Raw genomic sequence first — 19,507 nt, forward strand, 5'->3', positions numbered from 1 at the left:
GAACGGGTAACAGCGGGTGGAACACCGTAGGCGACCGGAGCGGATGACCTTGTCGGAGCAGGACCCGAGCACGCCCCCGCCCGCCCCGGCACCGTCCGACAGCCCGGCGTCTGCGGACCCGTCCGCGACCGTACCCTCCGACACCCCGGCGCTCGGGCGGCTCCTCCAGGCCCTCGCCTCCGAGATGAACCTGCTCGGGCACGGCTTCGCCGCCGCCAGCGGTCTGCACGCCACCGACGTCCAGGCGCTGCTCGCCGTGATGCGGGCCGAGCCCGGCCGGGGCGGGATCACCCCCGGCCGGCTCGGCGAGGAGCTGGCCCTTACCTCGGGGGCGGTCACCGCCGTACTGGACCGGCTGGAGCGGGCCGGACACATCCGCCGGACCAGGGACGCCGCCGACCGCCGGCAGGTCCTGGTGCACTACCTGCCCGGTGCCGGGCGGATGGCCGCCGAGTGGTTCGCGCCGGTGGCCCGGCGCACCGAGGCGGTGCGCGGCGAGTTCACCCCGGTGGAGCTGGCGGCAGTGGCCCGTTTCCTCGGCCGGATGACCACCGAGCTGGAGGACCTGCGCCACTCGCGCTGACTCGCGCTGACTCGCGCTGACCCGCGCTGACCCGCGCCGACCCGCGCCGACCCGCGCCACCGCTGACGTGGGCTGACGGTCGGACGCCCGTCAGCCCGTCAGCCCGTTCCGCCGGGCGATCAGGGCCGCCAGGCCGTCCAGGATGCGCTCCAGGCCGAACTCCAGCGCCCGGTCACGCCCGTCCCGCACGGCCATCGCCGCCGCGAGCGCCGGGAAGCGGTCGGCGTGCTCCTGGACCAGCCCGCCGACGACGGCCAGCAGCCGGGACTCCGGCTCCCCGCCCGGTCCGGCCGCGCGCGCCTGTGCGGTGATGCTGCGGACGTGGCCGGCCAGCAGGACGGCGGTGTCCATCCGCTCCGGCCCGGTCAGTCCGGTGCCGTCGAGGGCGGCCACCACCCGCTCCAGCCAGCCGAGTTCCTTCGGGCCGAGCACCCGGGGGCCGACGGTGGCGTCGATCAGCCAGGGGTGCGCGCCGAAGGTGGTGGCCAACTGGCCCGCCCAGGAGTGGAGTTCGGCGCGCCAGGCGGGCGAGGCGCCCGTCAGGTCCCGGTTCGCCGCCGGGGCCCCCGGTCCGGCCCCGGCCGGTTCGTCGATCGCCGTCTCGACCATCAGGGCCACCAGTTCGGCCTTGCCCGGCACATAGCGGTAGAGCGCCATCTTGGTGTAGTCGAGCAGGCCGGCCACCCGCTGCATGGAGACGGCGCCCAGTCCCTCCGCGTCCGCGATCCCGATCCCGGCCCGGGCGATCCGGTCCAGGCTGAGCGCCGGTTTGGGCCCGCGGGTCGGCTTCGGGGGCGGCCCCCAGAGCAGCCGTGCCGTCGCCTCGGCCCCGTCGCCGGATGTGCTGCTCAAGCTCCGCTCCCGTCCCGTTCCGGGTCGGCCCTTGCCGAACCGACCTAACTGTGTCTACCGTACACAGCAGCAATCAGTGTCCAGCGGACACAGTTTCTCGGCTCTCCCGGACGGAGTGGTTCACATGGGTACCAAAGTCCTCATCTCGGGCGCGAGCATCGCCGGCCCGGCACTGGCGTACTGGCTCGGGCAGTACGGCTTCGAGCCCACCGTCGTCGAGCTGGCTCCCGTCCTGCGCGGCGGCGGTCAGGCCGTCGACTTCCGCGGCGACGCGCACCTGACGGTGCTGCAACGGATGGGCCTGCTCGACGAGTTGCGCCGGATCGACACCGGTGGCAGCCCGATGGACTTCGTCGACCGGCACGGTCGGCGCCGGCTCCACCTGCCGGCGGACTTCGCCGGTGGCGAGGTCGAGGTGCCGCGCGGCGAACTGGCCCGGCTGCTCCACCGGCACAGCCTGCCGTCCACCGAGTACGTCTTCGGCGACACGGTGACCGCGCTGGAGGAGACGCCCGACGGCGTCCGGGTGGAGTTCCGCCACGGGTCGCCGCGCGAGTTCGGCCTGGTGGTCGGCGCGGACGGTCTGCACTCCACCGTCCGCCGGCTGGCCTTCGGCCCCGAGCAGCGCTTCGTCCGCCACCTCGGCTACTACGCCGCCACCTGGCAACTGCCCAACTACCTCGGTCTGCCGCCCGGTTCGGTCGGCCTCAACGTGCCCGGGCGGCTCGCCGCGGTCGGCGCGGACCACCGGGACCGGACCCGGGCCGGCGCCTTCTTCCTGTTCGCCTCACCCGAGCTGCCCTACGACCGGCACGACCAGGAGCAGCAGAAGGCGCTGCTCGCGGACGCCTTCGCGGGTCTCGGCTGGGAGGTGCCCCGACTGCTGGAGAGTCTGCGCGAGGCCCCGGAGCTGTACTTCGACTCGATCAGCCGGGCGGACGTCCCCGCCTGGTCCGCCGGCCGGATCGCCCTGGTCGGGGACGCCGCCTGCGGCGCGACCATCGGCGGCATGGGCACCGGTACCGCGATGGTCGCCGCGTACGTCCTGGCCGGCGAACTCGCCCGCGCCCGGGGCGACCACCGCACCGCCTTCGCCCGGTACGAGGACGCCGTGCGCGGCTACGCCGAGGGCTGCCAGCGGGGCGGCGACCGGACCGGGCCCTTCCTGGCGCCGGGCACGGCGGCCGGACTCCGGCTGCGCGACGGACTGTTGGGCCGGCGCTGGGTCCTGAACCGGATGCTGGAGCTGGGCCGGAAGGTCAGCAGCACGATCGCCCTGCCCGACTACCAGACCGAGTTCGCCACCCGCTGATCCTCGGCGGCCCCCTCGTGCGGGGCGGCCGGGGCGCCGGACGGGTCGCCGGGCGCCGGTCCCTTCGACCGTGCGGCGTGTCCCATCCGGTAGCCGATCCCGCGGACGGTGATGATCCACCGGCTGGAGCCGAGCTTCGCGCGCAGGGTGCTCACATGGGTGTCGATGGTGCGGCTGGCCTGCCCCCAGTCACTGCCCCACACCTTCGCCATCAACTCCTTGCGCGACACCACGGTCTCGGAGTTGGCGGCGAGGATGTAGAGCAGCTCGAACTCCTTCGACGTCACCTCGATCAGCCGGTCGCGCAGGCGCACTTCGCGGGTCCGCGGATCGATGTGCAGCGGGAGCAGCGAGATGGCCTCGGGCGCCGCCGGCCCGGAGCGGCGGGAGGACCGGCGGAGCACCGCGTCGATGCGGGCCCCCATCTCCCGGAAGCCCCAGGTCTGGGCGACGCAGTCGTCGGCTCCCGCCTTCAGGGCGAGCACCCGCTCCAACTCGTCGTCGCGACGGGTGAAGGCGATCAGTGGGACGTCGCTCTCGGTCCGCAGGCTCCGGCACACCTCGATGCCGTCGACGTCCGGCAGTTCCAGCGAGAGCAGCACCAGGTCGGCCTCGCGGTACGTGCGGAGGGCCTGTGCGCCGGTGCCCACGCTGCGGGCGACGAAGCCCTGCCGGCGCAGGTCGCGCACCATCGATTCGGCGGAGCTGATCTCCCGTTCCACCACGAGTACGGTCCTCATCTTCCCTGCTCCTCCTCCGGACGCCACGCCCCTCCGTGCCCACCCTCGTCCGCTCCCCGGGTCGCGGCCCGGGGCGTCGTTCGCACAACAAAAGTACCGCTTGGCACGGCAACCAGGCGGAACCCGGCCGACCGGCCGGATATCCGCTCCGACCTGCGGAGACACGCTGTGGAAATGCTCCCGGCACAGATCCGGCGAGGCTGCCCGCCCAGCCGCCGGCCGGCGGCCGCGGGCGTACCCGAGGTCCTTCGGCCGCTGGTCAGCGGGCTGTGGACGGGCGGGCGGCGGCTCCGGCCCGGGCGGGCACGGACGGCAGCCCCGGCGCTCGTGTCAACAGCTCATGAAATCTGCCGCGACACCCGGAACTTGGGCCGAACGGCGCGGCACGGCGGGGGAGCTGGTGCGCGGGTGCGCGGGTGCGGCGGGTGCGGCGGGTGCGCGGAGACGCGGAGAGGTGAGCGAGGAGGCCGGGGGAACGCCGGAAGCCACCGAAGGCCCGGGGGTCAGGTTGCCTTCGGTGGCCGTTCCGGGGAGGGCGGGATCACTGGACCCCGCCCGGTCGCGCTCCAGGAGATCAAGGAGCTCAAGGAGCTCCAGGAGGCCTGCGAGCCCGGGGGCCTAGGAGTCCTGGGGCGTGGGCCGCTTGGCGGGGAAGCCGTGGCTGCGGGCCACCAGGACCACCACGAGCACCGGCAGCAGGAGCAGCAGCACCGTCCAGGGGAAGGAGTCACTGCCGCTCACGTCGAGCAGGACACCGCCGATGATGCCGCCGGCGGCCATCGCGACGTTCCACAGCGTCACGAGCATGGTCTGGGCCGCGTCGGCCTGGTCACCGCCCGCGTCGGCCACCGCCGTCTGCAGCAGGGTCGGAATGCCGCCCCAGCCCAGACCCCACAGGGCGGCCGCGATGTACACCAGGGCCGTGGTGTCGGCGAGCACCGCGAGCAGCAGCGCGGCCACCGCGACGAGCAGGGTGCTGGCGACGGTGAGCGCGCGCAGCTTGGCGTGGATCTGCGAGCCGACGATCCAGATGCTCGCGAGCGAGGCGCCGCCGAAGACCAGCAGCACCAGGTCGGTGCTGTCGCCCAGGCCGTGGTCGTCGAGGAAGGTGGCGATGTAGGCGTACAGCACGGTGTGCGCCAGGACGAAGACGAGCGTCACGAAGAGCACGGGGGTCACCCCGGGCACCTTCAGCGCCCGCAGCATCTTCGGCCGCTCGCCGGCCTGCTGGCCGGGGTAGTCGGGCACGGTGGCGGAGATCCACACCAGCAGCAGGACGGTGAGACCGGTCATCACGAAGAACGGCACGCGCCAGTCGGTCTGGGTGCCGAGGAAGGTGCCGGCCGGGACGCCGAGCGAGAGCGCGACCGGGATGCCGGCCATCGCGATGGCGATCGCCTTGCCCTGAAGTGCCACGGGGGCCATCCGCCGTGCGTAGCCGGCGAGCAGCGCCCAGGCCAGACCGGCGGCGACACCCGCGACGAACCGCGCGACCATCGTCAGCCCGTAGATCGACGACACCGCCGTGACGGTGTTGGCCACGGCGAAGCCCGCCATGGCCGTCAGGAGCAGCCGCTTGCGCCGCCAGCCGGCGGTGGCCGAGGCGAGCGGGATCGCGGTCAGGGCGGTGCCGATCGCGTAGATCGTGACGGTCTGGCCGGTCGCGGACTCGCTCACGGCGAGGTCCGAGCTCATCGAGGGGAGCAGGCCGGCGGGGAGGGTCTCGGTGAGGCTGGTGATGAAGACGGCGGTGGCGAGGGCGATCAGGGCGAGCAGCGGAAGCTTCTGCGGTTCCTCGCCCCCCGCCGCCGCGGGGGGCGAGGAGCGGGTCTCCGCGCCGGGGGCGTCGGTGATGTCGGGTGAGGTGCTCATGGGGCGTGCTCCGGATGTTCCAGGGGACGGGGCGGACGGGTGGTGCGAAGAGGAGGTCGCGGGGCGGGCCAGGAGTGGCCCAGCCCGCCGTCGACGGGGAGCCGGGCGCCGGTGGTGAAGGTCGCGTCGGTGGCCAGGAAGAGCGCGGCGCGGGCGACCTCCTCGGCGGAGCCGAGCCGGCCGAGCGGTGGCAGCGCCGGGCCGCCCGCGGGCGCCGCCTCGATGCAGCCCGGTGCCACCGCGTTGACCCGGATGCCGCGCGAGACCAGTTCGGCGGCGAGCGCCCGCACGGCGTCGGAGGGCGGCGCCGGGGCGGTGAGCACCACCGCGCCGCCGTCCCGGAGGTACGGCAGCAGCGGGCGGACCCCCGCCACGGCGTCGGCGAACAGGAGGTCGGTGTCGTCGAGACCGGTACCGCCGTCCTCGGCGCGCTCGACGACGGTGGCGGTGGAGCCCAGCTCGGCCCTGGCCCGGGCGCGTTCCCCGGCGGTGCGGGCGGCCAGCAGGACCAGCGCCCCGCCCTCCACCAGGCGTTTGGCGATGGCCAGGCCGATGTCGGTGTCCTGGCCGAGGACGACGGCCCGGCGGCCCGCGTACCTGGTCATGTCGGTCACTCCTGCCCGCCGCTCGGCGACTCGGTGGTTCCGACCCTGCCCGAGGGCCCTTCCGGGCCGCTGCGGATCCGCTGAGGGTGCGCTGAGGGTGCGCTGACGGCCGGCTGACGGCCCGTCGAAGATCCCCCCGGGCCGGTCCGGTGCCACCGGGGCGCGGTACGGTGACCGACATGCGGTTTGGGGTACTGGGACCACTCGTGGTGTGGGGCGACGACGGCGAGGAGATCACCGTCCCCGAGGTCAAGGTCCGGGGACTCCTCGCCGACCTGCTGGCGCACGGCGGCGGTCCGGTCTCCGCCGACCGCCTCATCCAGGACCTGTGGGGCGATGAACCGCCCGGGAAACCCGAGGGCGCGCTCCAGGGCAAGGTCTCCCAGCTGCGCCGGGTGCTCGGCCGGGAGCGGGTGCTGCGCCAGGGCGCGGGCTACCGCCTCCGGCTGGACCGCGGTGCCGGCGAGCTGGATGCCGACCGCTTCGCCGCCCTGGTGGCCGACGCCGGTGGCGTCCGCGACCCGCGCGCCCGGGCGGAACTGCTGACCGAGGCCCTCGACCTGTGGCGGGGGCCGGCGTACGCGGACTTCGCCGACGAGGAGTTCGTCCGGTCGGCGGCGTGCCGCCTCGCCGAGCAGCGGCTCGCCGTCCTGGAGGACCAGGCCGAGGCGCGGCTCCTCGCCGGTGACCACGCGCTGCTCGCCGGCGAGCTCGCCGCCCTCGTCGCCGGGCACCCGCTGCGCGAGCGGCTGCGCGCCGTCCAGATGCGCGCCCTCTACCTCGCGGGCCGTCAGAGCGAGGCGCTCGCGAGCTACGAGGACCTCCGCGCCCGACTCGCCGAGGAGCTGGGCGTCGACCCGGCCCCCGCGCTGACCACCCTCCACCGGGCCGTCCTGCGCCAGGATCCCGGCCTGGAATACGGCCTGGACCCCGGCCCGGGCACCGCGCGGGCCGGTTCGGCACCGGCCGCCGCCTCGCTCACCGCGCCCGTAGACCCCGCCACCCCGACGCCCGCCCCACCCGTGGCCCCCGCCCCCGCCCCGCCCGCCGGCGAACACGCCAACCTGCCGGTCCCGCTGACCCGCCTGATCGGACGGGACGCGGCCGTCACCCAGGTGTCCCGGCTCCTGGACGACACCCGACTGGTGACCCTGGCCGGCGCCGGCGGCGTCGGCAAGACCCGGCTGGCCGTCGCGGCCGCCGCCGCGGTGGCCGCGCGGGAGCCGGCCGGGAACCGCCCCGACGGGATCTGGCTGGTGGAGTTCGCGGGGGTCCGCGGCGGCACCGCCGCCGACCTGGCCCAGGTCGTCGCCACCACGCTCGGCGTCCGGGACGACGCCCCCGCGCCGCCGGGCACGGGCGGCGGGGCGGGGCCCGCCTCGCCCGTCCACCGGCTCGCCACGGCGCTGCGGGACCGCCGCACCCTGCTGGTCCTGGACAACTGCGAGCACGTCGTCGACGCGGCGGCGGAACTCGCCGAGCTGCTCCTGCGCACCGCACCGGACCTGCGGGTGCTGGCCACCAGCCAGGAGCCGCTGGGCCTGACGGGCGAGGCGGTGTTCCTGGTCGAGCCGCTGCCGACCGACGACGCCGTGCGGCTGTTCAGCGAGCGCGCCGCCGCCCACGACCCCGGCTTCCCCCGCCACCCGGGCGGCGGCGACCTCGCCGACCGCGAGGCCGTCGCCGAGATCTGCCGCCGGCTGGACGGCATCCCGCTCGCCCTGGAACTCGCCGCCACCCGCGTGCGCACCCTGGGGGTCCGGGAGCTGGCGACCCGGCTGGGCGACCGGTTCCGGCTCCTGAGCTCCCGCCGCCGCGGCGCCCCCGCCCGCCAGCAGACCCTGCGCGCGGTGATCGACTGGAGCTGGGAGCTGCTCAGCGCACCCGAACGGATCGTGCTGCGCCGCCTGGCGGTGCACAGCGACGGCTGCGACCTGGACGCCGCGGAGGCCACCTGCGCGGGCGACGGCGTGACCCGCTACGAGGTCCTCGACCTGGTGACACGGCTCGTCGACCGCTCCCTGGTGGTCGTCGTCGACCAGCCCACCGGGCGGCGCTACCGCCTCCTGGAGTCCGTCGCCGCGTACGCCACCGAACGCCTGGACGAGATGGCGGACCTCGCCGCCGTGCGCGGCCGCCACCTGCGCCACTACCTCGCGCTCGCCGAGCGCGCCGAGCCCCGGCTGCGCGGCGCGGACCAGCGGCCCTGGCTCGCCCGGTTGGACGCCGAGGCGGGCAATCTGCGCGCGGCCCTCGACGAGGCGCTGCGCCGGACCGCGGAAGGGGACGGCGACGAGGCGGTCCGGCTGGCCACCGCCCTGGCCTGGTGGTGGCTGCTGCGCGGCCGGCTCACCGAGGGCCGCCGCAGCCTGGCCGCCGCGCTCGCCGCCGCTCCCCGGCCCAGCTCCGAACTCGCGCTCCTGCACGGCGCGTTCGCACTCCTCACCGGCGACCGCGCGGAGGCGCACGCGCTCGCCTGCACGGTCGCGTCGGCCGGGACGGTGCCCGACCCGGTGCGCCGCGCCCGGGCCCTGTGGCTCTGCGCGTACGGCCTGTTCAGCGCGGGCGAGGCCGCCGAGGGCGAGGAACTGAACGCGCGCGCCCTCGCGGTCTTCGCCGAGGAGGGCGATCAGTGGGGCACGGCCGCCGCACTCGGGCTGCGGGCCACCCTCGCCCTGGTCCGCGGCGACCTCGCCGGTCTCGGCCGCGACGGTCTGCGCAGTGCTGCGCTCTTCCGCGAACTGGGCGACGGCTGGGGCGAGTTGCAGACGGTCTCACCGCTCGCCGCGCTCGCCGAGATCAAGGGGGAGTATCCGGAGGCGGCCCGCCGCCAGCGTGAAGGGCTGCACATCGCGCGGGAGTTGGGGCTGGAGGCCGAGGTGTCGGCCCGGCTGTCCGGGCTGGGCCGGCTCGCCCTGCTGGCCCACGACTGGGAACGGGGCCGGGAGCTGCACGAACAGGCCCGCCGGATCGCCGCCGAACAGGGCTACAAGTACGGGGAGATCCACTCCGAGATGGGCCTCGCGCTCGGCGCCCGCCGTTCGGGGGACCTGGCCGCCGCCGAGGCCCATCTGGTGCACATCCGCGACGGCTACGCGGAGGTGTCCTCGGAGGCGGGCGACCACCTGCTCCTCGCGGAGCTCGGCTTCGTCGCCGAACTCCGGGGCGACGCCGACCTGGCGGCCGACCGGCACCTGAGCGGTTGGGCGGTCGCCCGCTCCCTCGACGAACCGCGCGCGCTCGCCCTCTCCCTGGAGGGCCTGGCCGGCGCGGCCGCGGTCGCCGGCCGGGGCGCGGCCGGGCGGCGCGGCGCCGAGTGCGCGGCCCTGCTGCTCGGCGCCGCGGACGCGGCACGCCGGGGTGTGGGGGCCCCGTTGCCGCCCGCCGAGCGCGGTGACACGGACCGGATCGCCGCGGCCGCCGTGGAGGTCCTGGGGGCGGCCGCCTTCGCGGCGGCGTTCGCACAGGGCGGCCGGCTCACCGCGGTGGAGGCGGTGCGCCGCGGCTGCGAGGCCCTCGGCCGACAGCCGGCGGGCGACCCCGCCTCGGCGCACCGCTGAGCAGGCCCGCCGCGGCGCACCCCTGAGTGCACCGGGCCGAGGTCAGACCCGCGCGTACCGGTTCACCGGCCGCTCCAACCCCAGGTGCCCGCGCAGCGTCGTCGCCGTGTAGGCCGTGCGGAAGGCACCCCGGCGCTGCAACTCCGGTACCAGGGCGCGGGTGATCGCTTCGAGGTCGTGCGGCAACGCCGCCGGGCGGAGCCGGAAGCCGTCCAGCCCGGCCGAGCGCCAGTCGAGCAGCAGATCGGCCAGAGCGGCCGCGGTGCCGGTGAACACCACCGCGTCCGAGGCGAGTTCGGCGCCTGCCAGCTCGTCCAGCCGGGCCTTGCGGTCGGCGGCGGCCGCCGGACTGTCGTCCAGCAGCACGACCAGGTCCGCGAACCGCCGCAGCGGCCTGGCCCGCAGGTCACGGCCGGTGGCGGCGACGGCCTCGTCGACCTGCGCGAGGATCCGTTCGAGGCCGGGGCGGTCGTGCGGGGTGACGAAGACGACGTCCGAGGCGCGGGCCGCGAACTCGTACGGCGTCGAGGCGTGGGCCAGGCTCGCGACCAGCGGCTGGCCCTGCGGCGGGCGCGGGGTGATCGCCGGCCCCCGGACGCTGAAGTGCTCGCCCTCGAAGTCGATGTGGTGCAGCTTGTCGCGGTCGATGAAGCGGCCGGTCGGCACGGACCGGATCTCCGCGTCGTCCTCCCAGCTGTCCCACAGCCGTCGTGCCACCTCGACCACGTCGGCGGCCTCCGCGAAGAGCGGGTGCAGCCGCTTGGCGATCAGCTCGGGGTCGCGGATGTCGTCGTCGGTGAGCTGCGGGGTGGTGCGGCGGCCGAAGTGGGCGGCGTCCGAGGCGCGGGAGGCGATCTGCGGCCGCCAGCCCGCCCGGCCGCGGGCGGCGTGGTCCAGGGTCGCGATGGCGGTCGCGAGGTGGAACGGTTCGGTGTGGGTGACGTTCGTGGTCGGTACCAGGCCGATGCGGTCGGTCAGCGGCGCGAGCAGGGCGGCCAGCAGAACGGCGTCGACGCTGCCCCGGACCCGGTCGGTGCGGTCGTCGGGGCGGTGGAAGGGCTCGGACTGCAGACCGAGGCCGTCCTCCAGGGTGACGAAGTCGAGCAGCCCCCGCTCGGCCTCGGCCACGAGGCCCGCCCAGTAGCCGGGGGTGAACAGCTCCGACGGCCTGGCGTCCGGGGCCCGCCAGGCGGCCGGGTGCCAGCCCGCGCCGTCGAGCGCGACGGCCAGGTGCAGCGGGGAGTCGGACGGGGTGGAGGTCACGAGGTCTCCTTCGGGGAGCCGAGGCCGAGATGGTCGCGGAGCGTCGTTCCGGTGTACTCCTCGCGGAACACGCCCTTCTCCTGGAGGAGCGGAACCACCCGGTCCACGAAGTCGCCCAGGCCGTCGGGCGTCAGGTGCGGTACGAGGACGAAGCCGTCGGCCGCCTCGCTCTGCACGAAGCGGTCGATCGTGTCGGCGACGGTCTGCGGGCTGCCGACGAAGTTCTGGCCGCCGTGGACCTCGATCATCAGTTGACGGATGCTCAGCCCGCGCTCCACGGCGATCTTGCGCCACCGCCGCGCCGTCTCCTCACGGCCCTTGCGGAACACCGAGTGCCCCCTCAGCAGGAGGGCGTCCGGCTCCGGCTCGATGTCGGGCAGTGGTCCGTCCGGGTCGTACGCCGAGAGGTCGCGGCCCCAGACGCCCTCCAGGTGGGCGATCGCGGTCTGCGGGCTCACCTGCGCGCGGGTGATCTCGTCCGCGTACGCGGTGGCCTCCTCGTCGGTGTCGGCCACCACGGCGGTCGCGGTGGGCAGGATCTTCAGGTCGTCCGGGCGCCGGCCGTACGCGGCGAGCCGGGACTTCACGTCCCGGTAGAACGCCCGGGCCTCGTCGGGCCGGTTGTACTTGCTGAAGATGACTTCGGCGTCGGAGGCGGCGAACTCCCGGCCCACGTCCGACTCCCCGGCCTGGATGATCACCGGATGGCCCTGCGGGCCGCGCGGGGTGGTGAACCGGCCCGCGATGTCGAAGTGCGTGCCGCGGTGGGCGAAGGTGCCGGCGCCGGGGCGCACGAACCGGCCGGCCGCCGCGTCGGCGGGTACGTCGCCGTCCGCCCAGCTGTCCCACAACTCGCGCGTGGTCTGCAGGAATTCGGCCGCCCTGGTGTAGCGGTCGGCCTCGGCGAGGAAGCCGCCGCGGCGGAAGTTCTCGCCGGTGAAGGCGTCGTAGCTGGTGACCACGTTCCAGGCCGCCCGGCCGCCGCTGAGCAGGTCCAGGCTCGCCAGCTTGCGGGCCACCTCGTAGGGCTCGTTGAAGGTGGTGTTGACGGTCGCGGCGAGCCCGAGCCGGTCGGTGACGGCGGCGAGCGCGGCGAGCACCGTCAGGTTGTCCGGACGGCCCACCACGTCCAAGTCGTAGACCTGGCCCTTGTGTTCGCGCAGCCGCAGCCCTTCGGCCAGGAAGAAGAAGTCGAACTTGCCGCGTTCCGCGGTCCGTGCGAGCCGGATGAAGGAGTCGATCGCGATCTGGCTCTCGGAACGGGGGTCCGACCAGACGGTCACGTTGTGGATGGCCGGCAGTTGCACGGCGAGGTGCACCTGCTTCCTTCCGGCGTGTTCTGCGGCGGCAGGCACGGGGCTTGCTCCTTCGGGGAAGGGCCGGCCCCAGGGAGGCCGGCCGCGTGGCCACGCGTGTGCGGTCCGGTCCACGGGGCGGCTGTGATCACCAGGGTTCACCGAACGGATGTGGCGGACAAGGGGATTCGGGTCAGGGATGTGTGGGGGAGTGTCAAGGAATGTCAATAACGGGAACGGCGTGCAAAGCGCTTGTGAGTGGTCTGTCGCTTAACGTCGGCGGATCTGTCCCCTGTCTCGGCGTTCGGCCTACTGTGCGGCCATGGATCTCTTCTCGCTGCCCAGACTCGGAGTCGTCGTCCCCCCGGAGAACCCCACGGCGGAGCCGGAGTTCAACCGCTTGATCGGTGCCGCCGTGCACGTGTACACCTCCCGCTTCCCCACCACGCCGGGGGTGGAGCTCCGGGAGATGCTGGAGACCTACAACCGGGTCCTTCCCGACACCCTCGACGGTTTCGGCGGCATGCGGCTGGACGCGGCCGTGGTCGCCTGCAGTGCCTCGCACTACCTGCTGGACCCGGCGGGCGACCGCGCCCTGTGCGAGGAGATGTCGAACCGCTCAGGGTTCCCGGTCAGTTCCTCGACGCAGGCGATCCTGGCCGCCTGCGAGGCGCTCGGGGTGAACCGGCTGACCCTGGTCTCGCCCTACCAGCCGTGGCTCACCGCGACCTCCCGCGCCTTCTGGGAGCGGGCCGGGCTCACGGTGGACGGCGTCGTCCTCGTGCCCGCCGGGACGGCCCCGGACGGGTCCGACCACTTCGACCCCTACGAGGTGACCACGGGCCGGATCCGCGAGCGAATACGGGCCCACCAGCAGGAGAACGGGATCCCCGACGACTCCGCGCTGCTGTTCACCGGGACCGGGATGGGGACGCTCGGCGCGCTCGCCGAGCTCGCGCGGGAGGACACCAGCGGGCGCCCGCTGCTCTCCTCGAACCTGGCGTCCGCCTGGTGGGCGCGCCGCGTGACGGGACGGCGGACCGGGTCCGGGACCGCCGGGGACGCGCACCCGCTGCTGCGACGCCTGGACGTCCGGGCCCGCTGGGCAGCCTGAGGCACCGTCGGGCGTCGGTGCGCCCGCGGCCGGCGGGCGCACCGGGGCGGCTGCCGAGGGGGAGGCTCCCGCGGCCGCCCTCACCGCAGTGGAGCGATCCGGGTGCCGCCGTCCAGTACCGCCTCCAGCGTGACGGCGGCCCGGCCGGGCCGCTCGACCGCCAGGGTGTGGTCCGGCGTGGCCCGGTCGGCCGACCAGTCCGGTCCCTTGGCCGTGATCCGGCCGACCCGCCGGCTGCCCGCGGCCAGCAGGAACTCGGTGCCCTGCGGCGAGCGCCACCACGTCCACCCCACCGTGTCCTGTTCGAACCGGCTGCACGCCCGGCCCGGCCCGCCGCCCGTGCGCTGCGGGCCCCGGGCGTTCGGCAGCAGCACGGCGGTCGCGGCGCTGCCCTCGCCGTTCCAGCGGTCGGCGCGCAGGCAGACCCAGGACGCCGCGCCCGCGTTCTGCGGCAGCTGCTGCACCGCGAAGGCCCAGAGGTTGAGCTGCTTGACACCGGGGGTGCCGTCCGGAACGGCGCAGCCCGCGCGGGCCCAGGCCAGCAGCGCGTCCTGGCCGACCGCCTCGCGGGGCTGCCGGGCCGGCTGGGTGCGGTCCGGCGGCGGGGTGTAGCTGAGGTGGGCGGGCACCAGCCCGCCGAGGTCGGCCAGCAGGAAGGAGTGCTTCTCGGCGATCGTGGAGGAGGAGCGCAACTGGAGCACGGTGGCGCCCAGGCAGTCCGCGAGCGCCCCCGAGGAGCGCGAACCGGGGGTGCTCGCGCCGGGTGCCGCGGCGGTCACGCCGTCCACGCGGTCCAGCGCCCTGGCGGGTACGTCCGGCTGGTCGATCCGACGGGTGTCGGCCGCGTCGATCCACGGGGCGAGCAGGTAGCGGGCGGTGGCCCCCTGACGGTGCAGCACCACCGCGCCGGCGGTGGTGACGGAGGAGTCGTCGGCCCGGGCGAGGTCCAGCCCGCCACCGGGTCCGTCGGTCCAGCGGGCGAGCCGCCCGCCGTCGTAGAGCACCACCACGGCCGCGCCGTCGACGGTGCCGGCGAACAGCAGCTGGGGCGGGCCCTGCGGCGGGGCGGCCGGGGTGCCCGGCTCGGGCCTGGTCCGCGGGCCGGGGCTCGACCAGGCGGCGAGCGCCCGGCCGAGCAGGGCGGTGTCGTCACGGCGGTCGCCGCGGGCGGGCCAGGCGGAGAAGTCGATCCGGGCGGTGTGCTGCCACTGGTCCGCTGCCACCCGGAGCAGCCGGGCCGGGTCGGGCGCCGTTCCGCCCGGCGGGACGGCGAGCGGACGGGCGGGCGCGCCGGCCGGGGCCGGGGCACCGGGGCCGGCCAGCGCGGCGGCGGTACCGGTGAGCGCGAGCGCGGCCACCGCGAGCGAGGCACCGAAGGCCCGGCGGCGGCGCAGCAGGTCGGTCGGCTGGACGCGCACCGCGCAGGGGTCGAAGGCCGACAGGCCGTGATCCGGTCCGGCGCAGAGCCGTGCGGCCTCGTCGACGGCCTGCCCGGGGTCGGTCGCACCGGCCTGAAGCAGCACCTCCGCGGCCTGCTCGGGCGTCAGCTCCTCCACGGCGAGCAGCGCGAACGCGGACCGGGCGGGTGCCCCCAGGGCGGCCAGTTCGCGGTCCAGTGCCGCGTCCCGCTCACCGCCGCCGGGGGTGAACAGCCGCAGCCCCCAGACCCGGGGCGTCCGCAGCCGGTCGGCGGGCCGCGGGTGCAGCGCGCCGCGCAGCACCCGCAGGCGCAGGGCGGCGTACAGCGGGTCCTCGTCCGTGCCGGCCGGCTCTCGCAGCCTGCTCCAACGGGACGGCAGGGCCCGCTGGACCGCGGCGTGCGCGGCGAGCACCCGGCTGTGGCGGTCCCGGTCGGCCGGCAGGGCCAGGTACGCGAGCCGGACCAGCCGGCGGTAGTGGCGGACCAGGGTCGCCTCGGCCCGGGCCACCGGACGCGCGCCCGCGCCCCGGGGCGGTGCGCCGCCGTCTATCCGTCCTGCCAAGGCGTTCTCCCCGGAGCCGTCTGTCGTGTGGTGGCGGACGGTCCAACGAGTCGATCATGTGATGGTTGCGCCGTCCGGGGCGGTGTTCCGGGATCCGGCGGCGCGTTCGGTGATCCGGCGCGCCATCCCGCCGAAGACGATGGCGTGGAACGGTGCCACCGACCACCAGTACGCGTGCCCGGCCAGCCCGTGTGGGTGGAACAGTGCCCGCTGCCGGTAGCGGCTGCCACCGAGGCCGTCCGGGGTGACGGACAGCTCCAGCCAGGCCAGCCCGGGCAGCCGCATCTCGGCGCGCAGCCGCAGCAGCCGCCCGGCCTCGATCTCCTCCACCCGCCAGAAGTCCAGCGAGTCGCCGACCCGTAGCCGGGCCGGGTCGCGCCGGCCCCGGCGCAGGCCGACGCCGCCGGCCAGCCGGTCGAGCCGGCCGCGCAGTGCCCAGGCGAGCGGGAAGGAGTACCAGCCGTTCTCGCCGCCGATGCCCTCCACCACCCGCCAGAGCGCGTCCGGCGGGGCGTCCACGTCGCGCTCCCGGACGTCCTGGTAGAGGCTGCCGCCGGCCCAGTCCGGGTCGGTGGGCAGCGGGTCGCTCGGCGCGCCGGGCAGGGTGGCGGAGGACCACCGGGTGGCCACTTCGGCGTCCCTGATCCGCCGCAGTGCCAGCCGGACCGCCTCGTCGAAGCCGGTCGGGCCCCCGGGCGGGTCGGGCACGTACTCGGCCAGGTCGTGCTCGCCTCGGACCACCTCGTGCCGCAGCGACTCCACCAGCGGGCGGGCGAGCGAGTTGGGGACGGGCGTCACCAGGCCGACCCAGTGGCTGGAGAGCCGGGGGGTGAGCACCGGCACCGGGACGATCAGCCGGCGCGGCAGCTCGGCGACGGCGGCGTAGCGCATCATCATCTCGCGGTAGGTGAGGACGTCCGGGCCGCCGATGTCGAAGGCCCGGTCCACCTCCGGCGGCAGCCGGGCCGCCGCGGTGAGGTAGTACAGGACGTCCCGGACGGCGATCGGCTGGATCCTGGTGTCGACCCAGTTCGGGGTCACCATCACGGGCAGCCGCTCGGTGAGGTAGCGCAGCATCTCGAACGAGGCCGAACCGGATCCGATGATCACCGCGGCCCGGAGTTCGGCGGTCGGCACCCCGCTCGCCCGCAGCCGGCGGCCGACCTCGGCGCGCGAGCGCAGGTGCGGGGACAGCTCGGCGGCCGGCACCCCGGCGGGGTTGATACCGCCGAGGTAGACGATCCGGCGGACCCCCTCCCGGGCCGCCGCCTCGCCGAAGGCCCGGGCGGCGGCCCGGTCGGTCGCCTCGAAGTCACGGCCGGTGCCCAGCGAGTGGACCAGGTAGTAGGCGACGTCGATGCCGGCGAAGGCCCCGGTCAGCGACTCCGGCCGGGTGACGTCCCCGGCGGTGGCCTCGACCGAGGCCCGCCAGGGGTGGTCGCGCAGCCGGCCAGGGTCGCGGACCAGGCAGCGGACGGAGTGCCCGGCGGCCAGCAGCTCGGGGACGAGCCGGCCGCCGATGTAGCCGGTGGCGCCCGTGACCAGGCAGCGCAGCGGGGCGTCGGGGGTGCTCGGTCCGGCCATGGTGCCTCCCAGAAAGCCGCGTCAGGGGTGCGGGGTTCGGTGCGGCGGCGCCGGCGGGCGGGCCGCACGCGCCCTCCGTCAGCTTCGCCGCCCGCAGTCCGGGCCGCCACAGCACCGGCCCGGCACCCGCCCGCGCGGGCCGCCGTCCGGAGCGGGCCGGGCTCGACGGCCGGGCGAGCGGACCGCACCGCCGTACGCTGTGAGGGGAGCGTCGGACGGCAGTGCCGTTGGTCCCGGGATGTCAGCCCCTTCGGCCCCTGGCCGGGGGCGCGGCCGGGAGGGATGCTCCAGATATCCGGCCGGACGGCGGTCGTCCGGCCGACATCGCTCGTGGACGAGGTGACCGGCGTGCTGCATGCCACCGTCGAATCAGTGATGACCAGTCCCGTGGTGCGGGTCGCGCCCGAGACCGGGTTCCGGGAGATCGTCGCCGTGCTGACCGAGTACGACATCACGGGGGTCCCGGTGGTGGACCCCGACGGGCGGCCCCTCGGCATCGTCTCCGAGGCGGACCTGCTGCTCACCCTGGCCGCCCAGGAGGACCCGGGCAGCCTGGTGCCGCCGCCCGAGCTGACCCGGACGGGGCCGGGCGGGGCCGTCACCGCCGCGGACCTGATGACCGGCCCCGCCGTCTGCATCACCCCCGGCACCAGTGTGGTGGCGGCCGCGCGGCTGATGAGCCGGCACGGGGTGAAGCGCCTGCCCGTGCTGGACGAGGACGGCCGGGTGTTCGGCATGGTGAGCCGGGGCGACCTGCTGCGCGTCTTCCTGCGCGAGGACCGGGTGATCCGCCGCGAGATCGTCGAGGAGGTGCTCGGCCGGATCGAGGGCGTGAGCCCGGCGGAGGTGGGCGTGGAGGTCGACCAGGGCCGGGTGGTGCTCAGCGGCAGCGTGCCGGCGCCGCACCTGGTGCCGATCGTGCTGAGCCTCTGCCGTTCGGTGGACGGCGTGGTGTCGGTGACGGACCGCCTCGGCAGCAGCGACGAGGCCGCCGTCGTCGGCTGACTCCGGTCCGGGCCGGCCACTGTCCCGTCGCGTCCCGCCGTCCTGACCACGGACCCGGAGCGTCCGCTTCGCATACTGCGGAGAGTATCGGGTAAGTCACTCCTTGTGTGCGGCGGCAGCGGGCCGCCGAACGCGCCGGGTGACCCGGGAGGCGGCCGTGGCAGTCGTGTTCGACGCGGATTTCACTTCGACCAGGCAGTGGGTGGCGGGCCGCAGCAGCGCCTATCCCCGGATGGGGCCGACCAACCGGGGCGATCACAAGCTGGACTTCCTGAGCCGCTCCTACTGCCCCGGTGGCGTGTTCGCCGCCGTCCGGCGGCACGGCGGCGACCTGTGGACGTGCAGCCTGCTCACCACCGAGGGCAGCCCGGAGGCGTTCCAGGTCCGCACCGGCGACGTGCTCACGGCACGGGTCACGCTCCCCGTCGAGACGGGCGCCTGGCCGGCCATCTGGACCTGGCGGGACGGCGGCAACGAGGTGGACGTCTTCGAGTACCACCCCGACCATCCGGACCTGCTGGAGGTCTCGAACCACGTTCGCGGCGGCTCCCGGTACTGGCACGGCGCCGACGCCGGGATAGCCCCCGGCGCCACCTTCGACCTGCGGGCGGTGCTGGGCGCGCGCTCGGTGGACTGGTTCGTCGGCGACACGCTCGTGCACGCGGACCGGCGCGGGGTCGGGCCGGACTTCCACGCCTACCTGATCGTCAACCTCTCGGTGGCGGACGGCACGTACCACGACCGGCCGTCGGCCACGGGCCCGGACCGGCTGAGCTGGACCTGCCACAGCCTGCGGATAGAGCGCTGACGAAGGCCGCGCGGCTGCCCCCGGGTCGGAGTCGCCAGCCCGGGGGCAGCGCGGTTCACCGGTCCGGCGGGAACGTCGCCGTGATCAGGCCGCGCGGGCCGGTGCGCTGGAACCAGACCACCCGGCGGTACGGGCCGATGTGGGCGGGGTGCGTCACGTACAGGTCGTCGCGCGGGGCGCCTTCGTTGCCAGGGGCGAGGGCGGCGTCGACGGCCTGGTCGGCGATGGTGGCCAGCAGCGCGTGCGCCGTGGCGGCGGCCGCTTCCGGGGCGATGGCGAGCGCGGTGAGCTCCGCCCACAGCCGGCTGGAGACGTAGAAGATCGGCGAGTGGCGCAGGGCCGGATGCAGGCGGCGGTCCTCGTAGCGGCGGAGCACCCCGGTCGCGACGAGCTGCTCGCGGTCGTCGGCCGGCGGGTGGTGGTCCATGGGCCGCAACGCTACCCCGACGGGCACGATCGGCGCGTCGCGAGCGTTTCTCAGACAATCCTCAGGTCCGCCGGAGCACCTGCGGGCGCAGGATGGTGATGAGGCGCCGATCACCTCGATGGGCCCTGCGGGGCCGGAGGAGGAGGCCGTGATGGGGCACTGGAACGGTCCGCGCCACGGGCACGGCCACGGTCACGTCCTGGGCGGCTGGGGCTACGGCCTGCTGGCCCTCCTGCTGCTGCTGGTCCTGGCGGTCCTCGTCCTGGCGGCCGTCGCGCTGGTCCGCCACCTGTCGCGGACCTCGCGGGGCGCGCGGCCGGTGCCGCCGGGCCCGTGGGCCGCGACCGCGGCCGGGCCGCCGCGCCGGGCGGTCTCGCCGACGGCCGAGCAGCTGCTCGCCGAGCGGTTCGCGCGCGGCGAGATCGACACGGAGGAGTACCGGCACCGCCTGGACGTCCTGCGGGACGCCGGCGGACCGGGTGAGGCCGCCGCGGGGGACGGGTGA

General features: G+C 75.6%; 16 protein-coding genes. 7 read left to right on the forward strand and 9 right to left on the reverse strand.

The annotated features are described in order from the left end of the window. Positions 1 to 43 precede the first annotated feature (43 nt). Positions 44 to 583 (forward strand): MarR family winged helix-turn-helix transcriptional regulator, encoded by a 540-nt coding sequence (locus tag OG618_RS33420; RefSeq protein ID WP_329491356.1) that lies wholly within the window; start codon positions 44 to 46, stop codon positions 581 to 583. Between the two features lie 90 nt (positions 584 to 673). Here the strand turns inward: OG618_RS33420 and OG618_RS33425 are convergent, their stop codons facing one another. Next, positions 674 to 1,435: a TetR/AcrR family transcriptional regulator gene (locus OG618_RS33425; RefSeq protein ID WP_329491358.1), complete on the reverse strand. Its 762-nt coding sequence runs from the start codon at positions 1,433 to 1,435 to the stop codon at positions 674 to 676. 124 nt (positions 1,436 to 1,559) lie between these two features. Here OG618_RS33425 and OG618_RS33430 point away from each other — a divergent pair, with 124 nt between their 5' ends. Further along, positions 1,560 to 2,747 carry an FAD-dependent monooxygenase gene (locus OG618_RS33430; protein WP_329491359.1) on the forward strand — a complete coding sequence of 396 codons (1,188 nt, stop codon included), beginning with the start codon at positions 1,560 to 1,562 and terminating at the stop codon, positions 2,745 to 2,747. Here the strand turns inward: OG618_RS33430 and OG618_RS33435 are convergent. The 3 genes from OG618_RS33435 to OG618_RS33445 all read right to left on the reverse strand — a co-directional run bounded on the left by OG618_RS33435 (position 2,720) and on the right by OG618_RS33445 (position 5,964). Continuing rightward, entirely contained in the window at positions 2,720 to 3,487 is a 768-nt protein-coding gene (locus tag OG618_RS33435) for a response regulator transcription factor (RefSeq protein WP_329491360.1), read from the reverse strand. The genes OG618_RS33430 and OG618_RS33435 overlap by 28 nt on opposite strands. 618 nt (positions 3,488 to 4,105) lie before the next feature. Next, positions 4,106 to 5,359: an MFS transporter gene (locus OG618_RS33440; RefSeq protein WP_329491361.1), complete on the reverse strand. Its 1,254-nt coding sequence runs from the start codon at positions 5,357 to 5,359 to the stop codon at positions 4,106 to 4,108. Continuing rightward, positions 5,356 to 5,964 (reverse strand): SDR family oxidoreductase, encoded by a 609-nt coding sequence (locus OG618_RS33445; protein WP_329491362.1) that lies wholly within the window; start codon positions 5,962 to 5,964, stop codon positions 5,356 to 5,358. Before OG618_RS33445 ends, OG618_RS33440 begins: the two co-directional genes overlap by 4 nt. A 179-nt stretch (positions 5,965 to 6,143) precedes the next feature. Here OG618_RS33445 and OG618_RS33450 point away from each other — a divergent pair, with 179 nt between their 5' ends. After that, complete coding sequence (locus OG618_RS33450) at positions 6,144 to 9,524, forward strand: AfsR/SARP family transcriptional regulator (protein ID WP_329491364.1); 3,381 nt, start codon at positions 6,144 to 6,146, stop codon at positions 9,522 to 9,524. A 42-nt stretch (positions 9,525 to 9,566) separates the two neighbouring features. On the opposite strand, the gene OG618_RS33455 is transcribed toward OG618_RS33450, so the two are convergent. Together OG618_RS33455 and OG618_RS33460 are read right to left on the reverse strand one after the other, a co-directional pair. Then, positions 9,567 to 10,787, reverse strand: a complete 1,221-nt coding sequence (locus OG618_RS33455; RefSeq protein WP_329491365.1) for an LLM class flavin-dependent oxidoreductase — start codon at positions 10,785 to 10,787, stop codon at positions 9,567 to 9,569. Next, positions 10,784 to 12,142 (reverse strand): NtaA/DmoA family FMN-dependent monooxygenase, encoded by a 1,359-nt coding sequence (locus OG618_RS33460; protein WP_329491366.1) that lies wholly within the window; start codon positions 12,140 to 12,142, stop codon positions 10,784 to 10,786. The genes OG618_RS33455 and OG618_RS33460 overlap by 4 nt, the downstream gene beginning before the upstream one ends. A gap of 262 nt (positions 12,143 to 12,404) precedes the next feature. Here OG618_RS33460 and OG618_RS33465 point away from each other — a divergent pair, with 262 nt between their 5' ends. Continuing rightward, positions 12,405 to 13,196 carry a maleate cis-trans isomerase family protein gene (locus OG618_RS33465; RefSeq protein ID WP_329491367.1) on the forward strand — a complete coding sequence of 264 codons (792 nt, stop codon included), beginning with the start codon at positions 12,405 to 12,407 and terminating at the stop codon, positions 13,194 to 13,196. 80 nt (positions 13,197 to 13,276) lie between these two features. Here OG618_RS33465 and OG618_RS33470 read toward each other — a convergent pair whose 3' ends face one another. Both OG618_RS33470 and OG618_RS33475 read right to left on the reverse strand, forming a co-directional pair. Further along, complete coding sequence (locus OG618_RS33470) at positions 13,277 to 15,178, reverse strand: hypothetical protein (protein ID WP_329491368.1); 1,902 nt, start codon at positions 15,176 to 15,178, stop codon at positions 13,277 to 13,279. 54 nt (positions 15,179 to 15,232) lie between these two features. Further along, entirely contained in the window at positions 15,233 to 16,762 is a 1,530-nt protein-coding gene (locus tag OG618_RS33475; RefSeq protein ID WP_329491369.1) for an SDR family oxidoreductase, read from the reverse strand. A 282-nt stretch (positions 16,763 to 17,044) separates the two neighbouring features. On the opposite strand from OG618_RS33475, the gene OG618_RS33480 reads away from it, so the two are divergent. Both OG618_RS33480 and OG618_RS33485 read left to right on the forward strand, forming a co-directional pair. Beyond that, complete coding sequence (locus OG618_RS33480; RefSeq protein WP_329491370.1) at positions 17,045 to 17,767, forward strand: CBS domain-containing protein; 723 nt, start codon at positions 17,045 to 17,047, stop codon at positions 17,765 to 17,767. A 157-nt stretch (positions 17,768 to 17,924) separates the two neighbouring features. Then, complete coding sequence (locus tag OG618_RS33485) at positions 17,925 to 18,575, forward strand: beta-glucanase (protein ID WP_329491371.1); 651 nt, start codon at positions 17,925 to 17,927, stop codon at positions 18,573 to 18,575. Between the two features lie 55 nt (positions 18,576 to 18,630). Here the strand turns inward: OG618_RS33485 and OG618_RS33490 are convergent, their stop codons facing one another. Further along, positions 18,631 to 19,002, reverse strand: coding sequence for a hypothetical protein (locus OG618_RS33490; RefSeq protein WP_329491372.1), 372 nt, complete (start codon positions 19,000 to 19,002; stop codon positions 18,631 to 18,633). A 151-nt stretch (positions 19,003 to 19,153) separates the two neighbouring features. Between OG618_RS33490 and OG618_RS33495 the strand changes: the two genes are divergently transcribed. After that, positions 19,154 to 19,507, forward strand: coding sequence for an SHOCT domain-containing protein (locus OG618_RS33495; protein ID WP_329491373.1), 354 nt, complete (start codon positions 19,154 to 19,156; stop codon positions 19,505 to 19,507).

This window comes from Kitasatospora sp. NBC_01246 (assembly GCF_036226505.1).
In the GTDB taxonomy this organism is placed as follows: domain Bacteria; phylum Actinomycetota; class Actinomycetes; order Streptomycetales; family Streptomycetaceae; genus Kitasatospora.

What these genes read in the sequence shown, in the direction of transcription:
- OG618_RS33480 (WP_329491370.1), top strand. Translation starts at nt 17,045, where the DNA reads ATGCTCCAGATATCCGGCCGGACGGCGGTCGTCCGGCCGACATCGCTC.
- OG618_RS33450 (WP_329491364.1), top strand. Translation starts at nt 6,144, where the DNA reads ATGCGGTTTGGGGTACTGGGACCACTCGTGGTGTGGGGCGACGACGGC.
- OG618_RS33490 (WP_329491372.1), bottom strand. Translation starts at nt 19,002, where the DNA reads ATGGACCACCACCCGCCGGCCGACGACCGCGAGCAGCTCGTCGCGACC.
- OG618_RS33475 (WP_329491369.1), bottom strand. Translation starts at nt 16,762, where the DNA reads ATGGCCGGACCGAGCACCCCCGACGCCCCGCTGCGCTGCCTGGTCACG.
- OG618_RS33440 (WP_329491361.1), bottom strand. Translation starts at nt 5,359, where the DNA reads ATGAGCACCTCACCCGACATCACCGACGCCCCCGGCGCGGAGACCCGC.
- OG618_RS33420 (WP_329491356.1), top strand. Translation starts at nt 44, where the DNA reads ATGACCTTGTCGGAGCAGGACCCGAGCACGCCCCCGCCCGCCCCGGCA.
- OG618_RS33465 (WP_329491367.1), top strand. Translation starts at nt 12,405, where the DNA reads ATGGATCTCTTCTCGCTGCCCAGACTCGGAGTCGTCGTCCCCCCGGAG.
- OG618_RS33495 (WP_329491373.1), top strand. Translation starts at nt 19,154, where the DNA reads ATGGGGCACTGGAACGGTCCGCGCCACGGGCACGGCCACGGTCACGTC.
- OG618_RS33435 (WP_329491360.1), bottom strand. Translation starts at nt 3,487, where the DNA reads ATGAGGACCGTACTCGTGGTGGAACGGGAGATCAGCTCCGCCGAATCG.
- OG618_RS33445 (WP_329491362.1), bottom strand. Translation starts at nt 5,964, where the DNA reads ATGACCAGGTACGCGGGCCGCCGGGCCGTCGTCCTCGGCCAGGACACC.
- OG618_RS33430 (WP_329491359.1), top strand. Translation starts at nt 1,560, where the DNA reads ATGGGTACCAAAGTCCTCATCTCGGGCGCGAGCATCGCCGGCCCGGCA.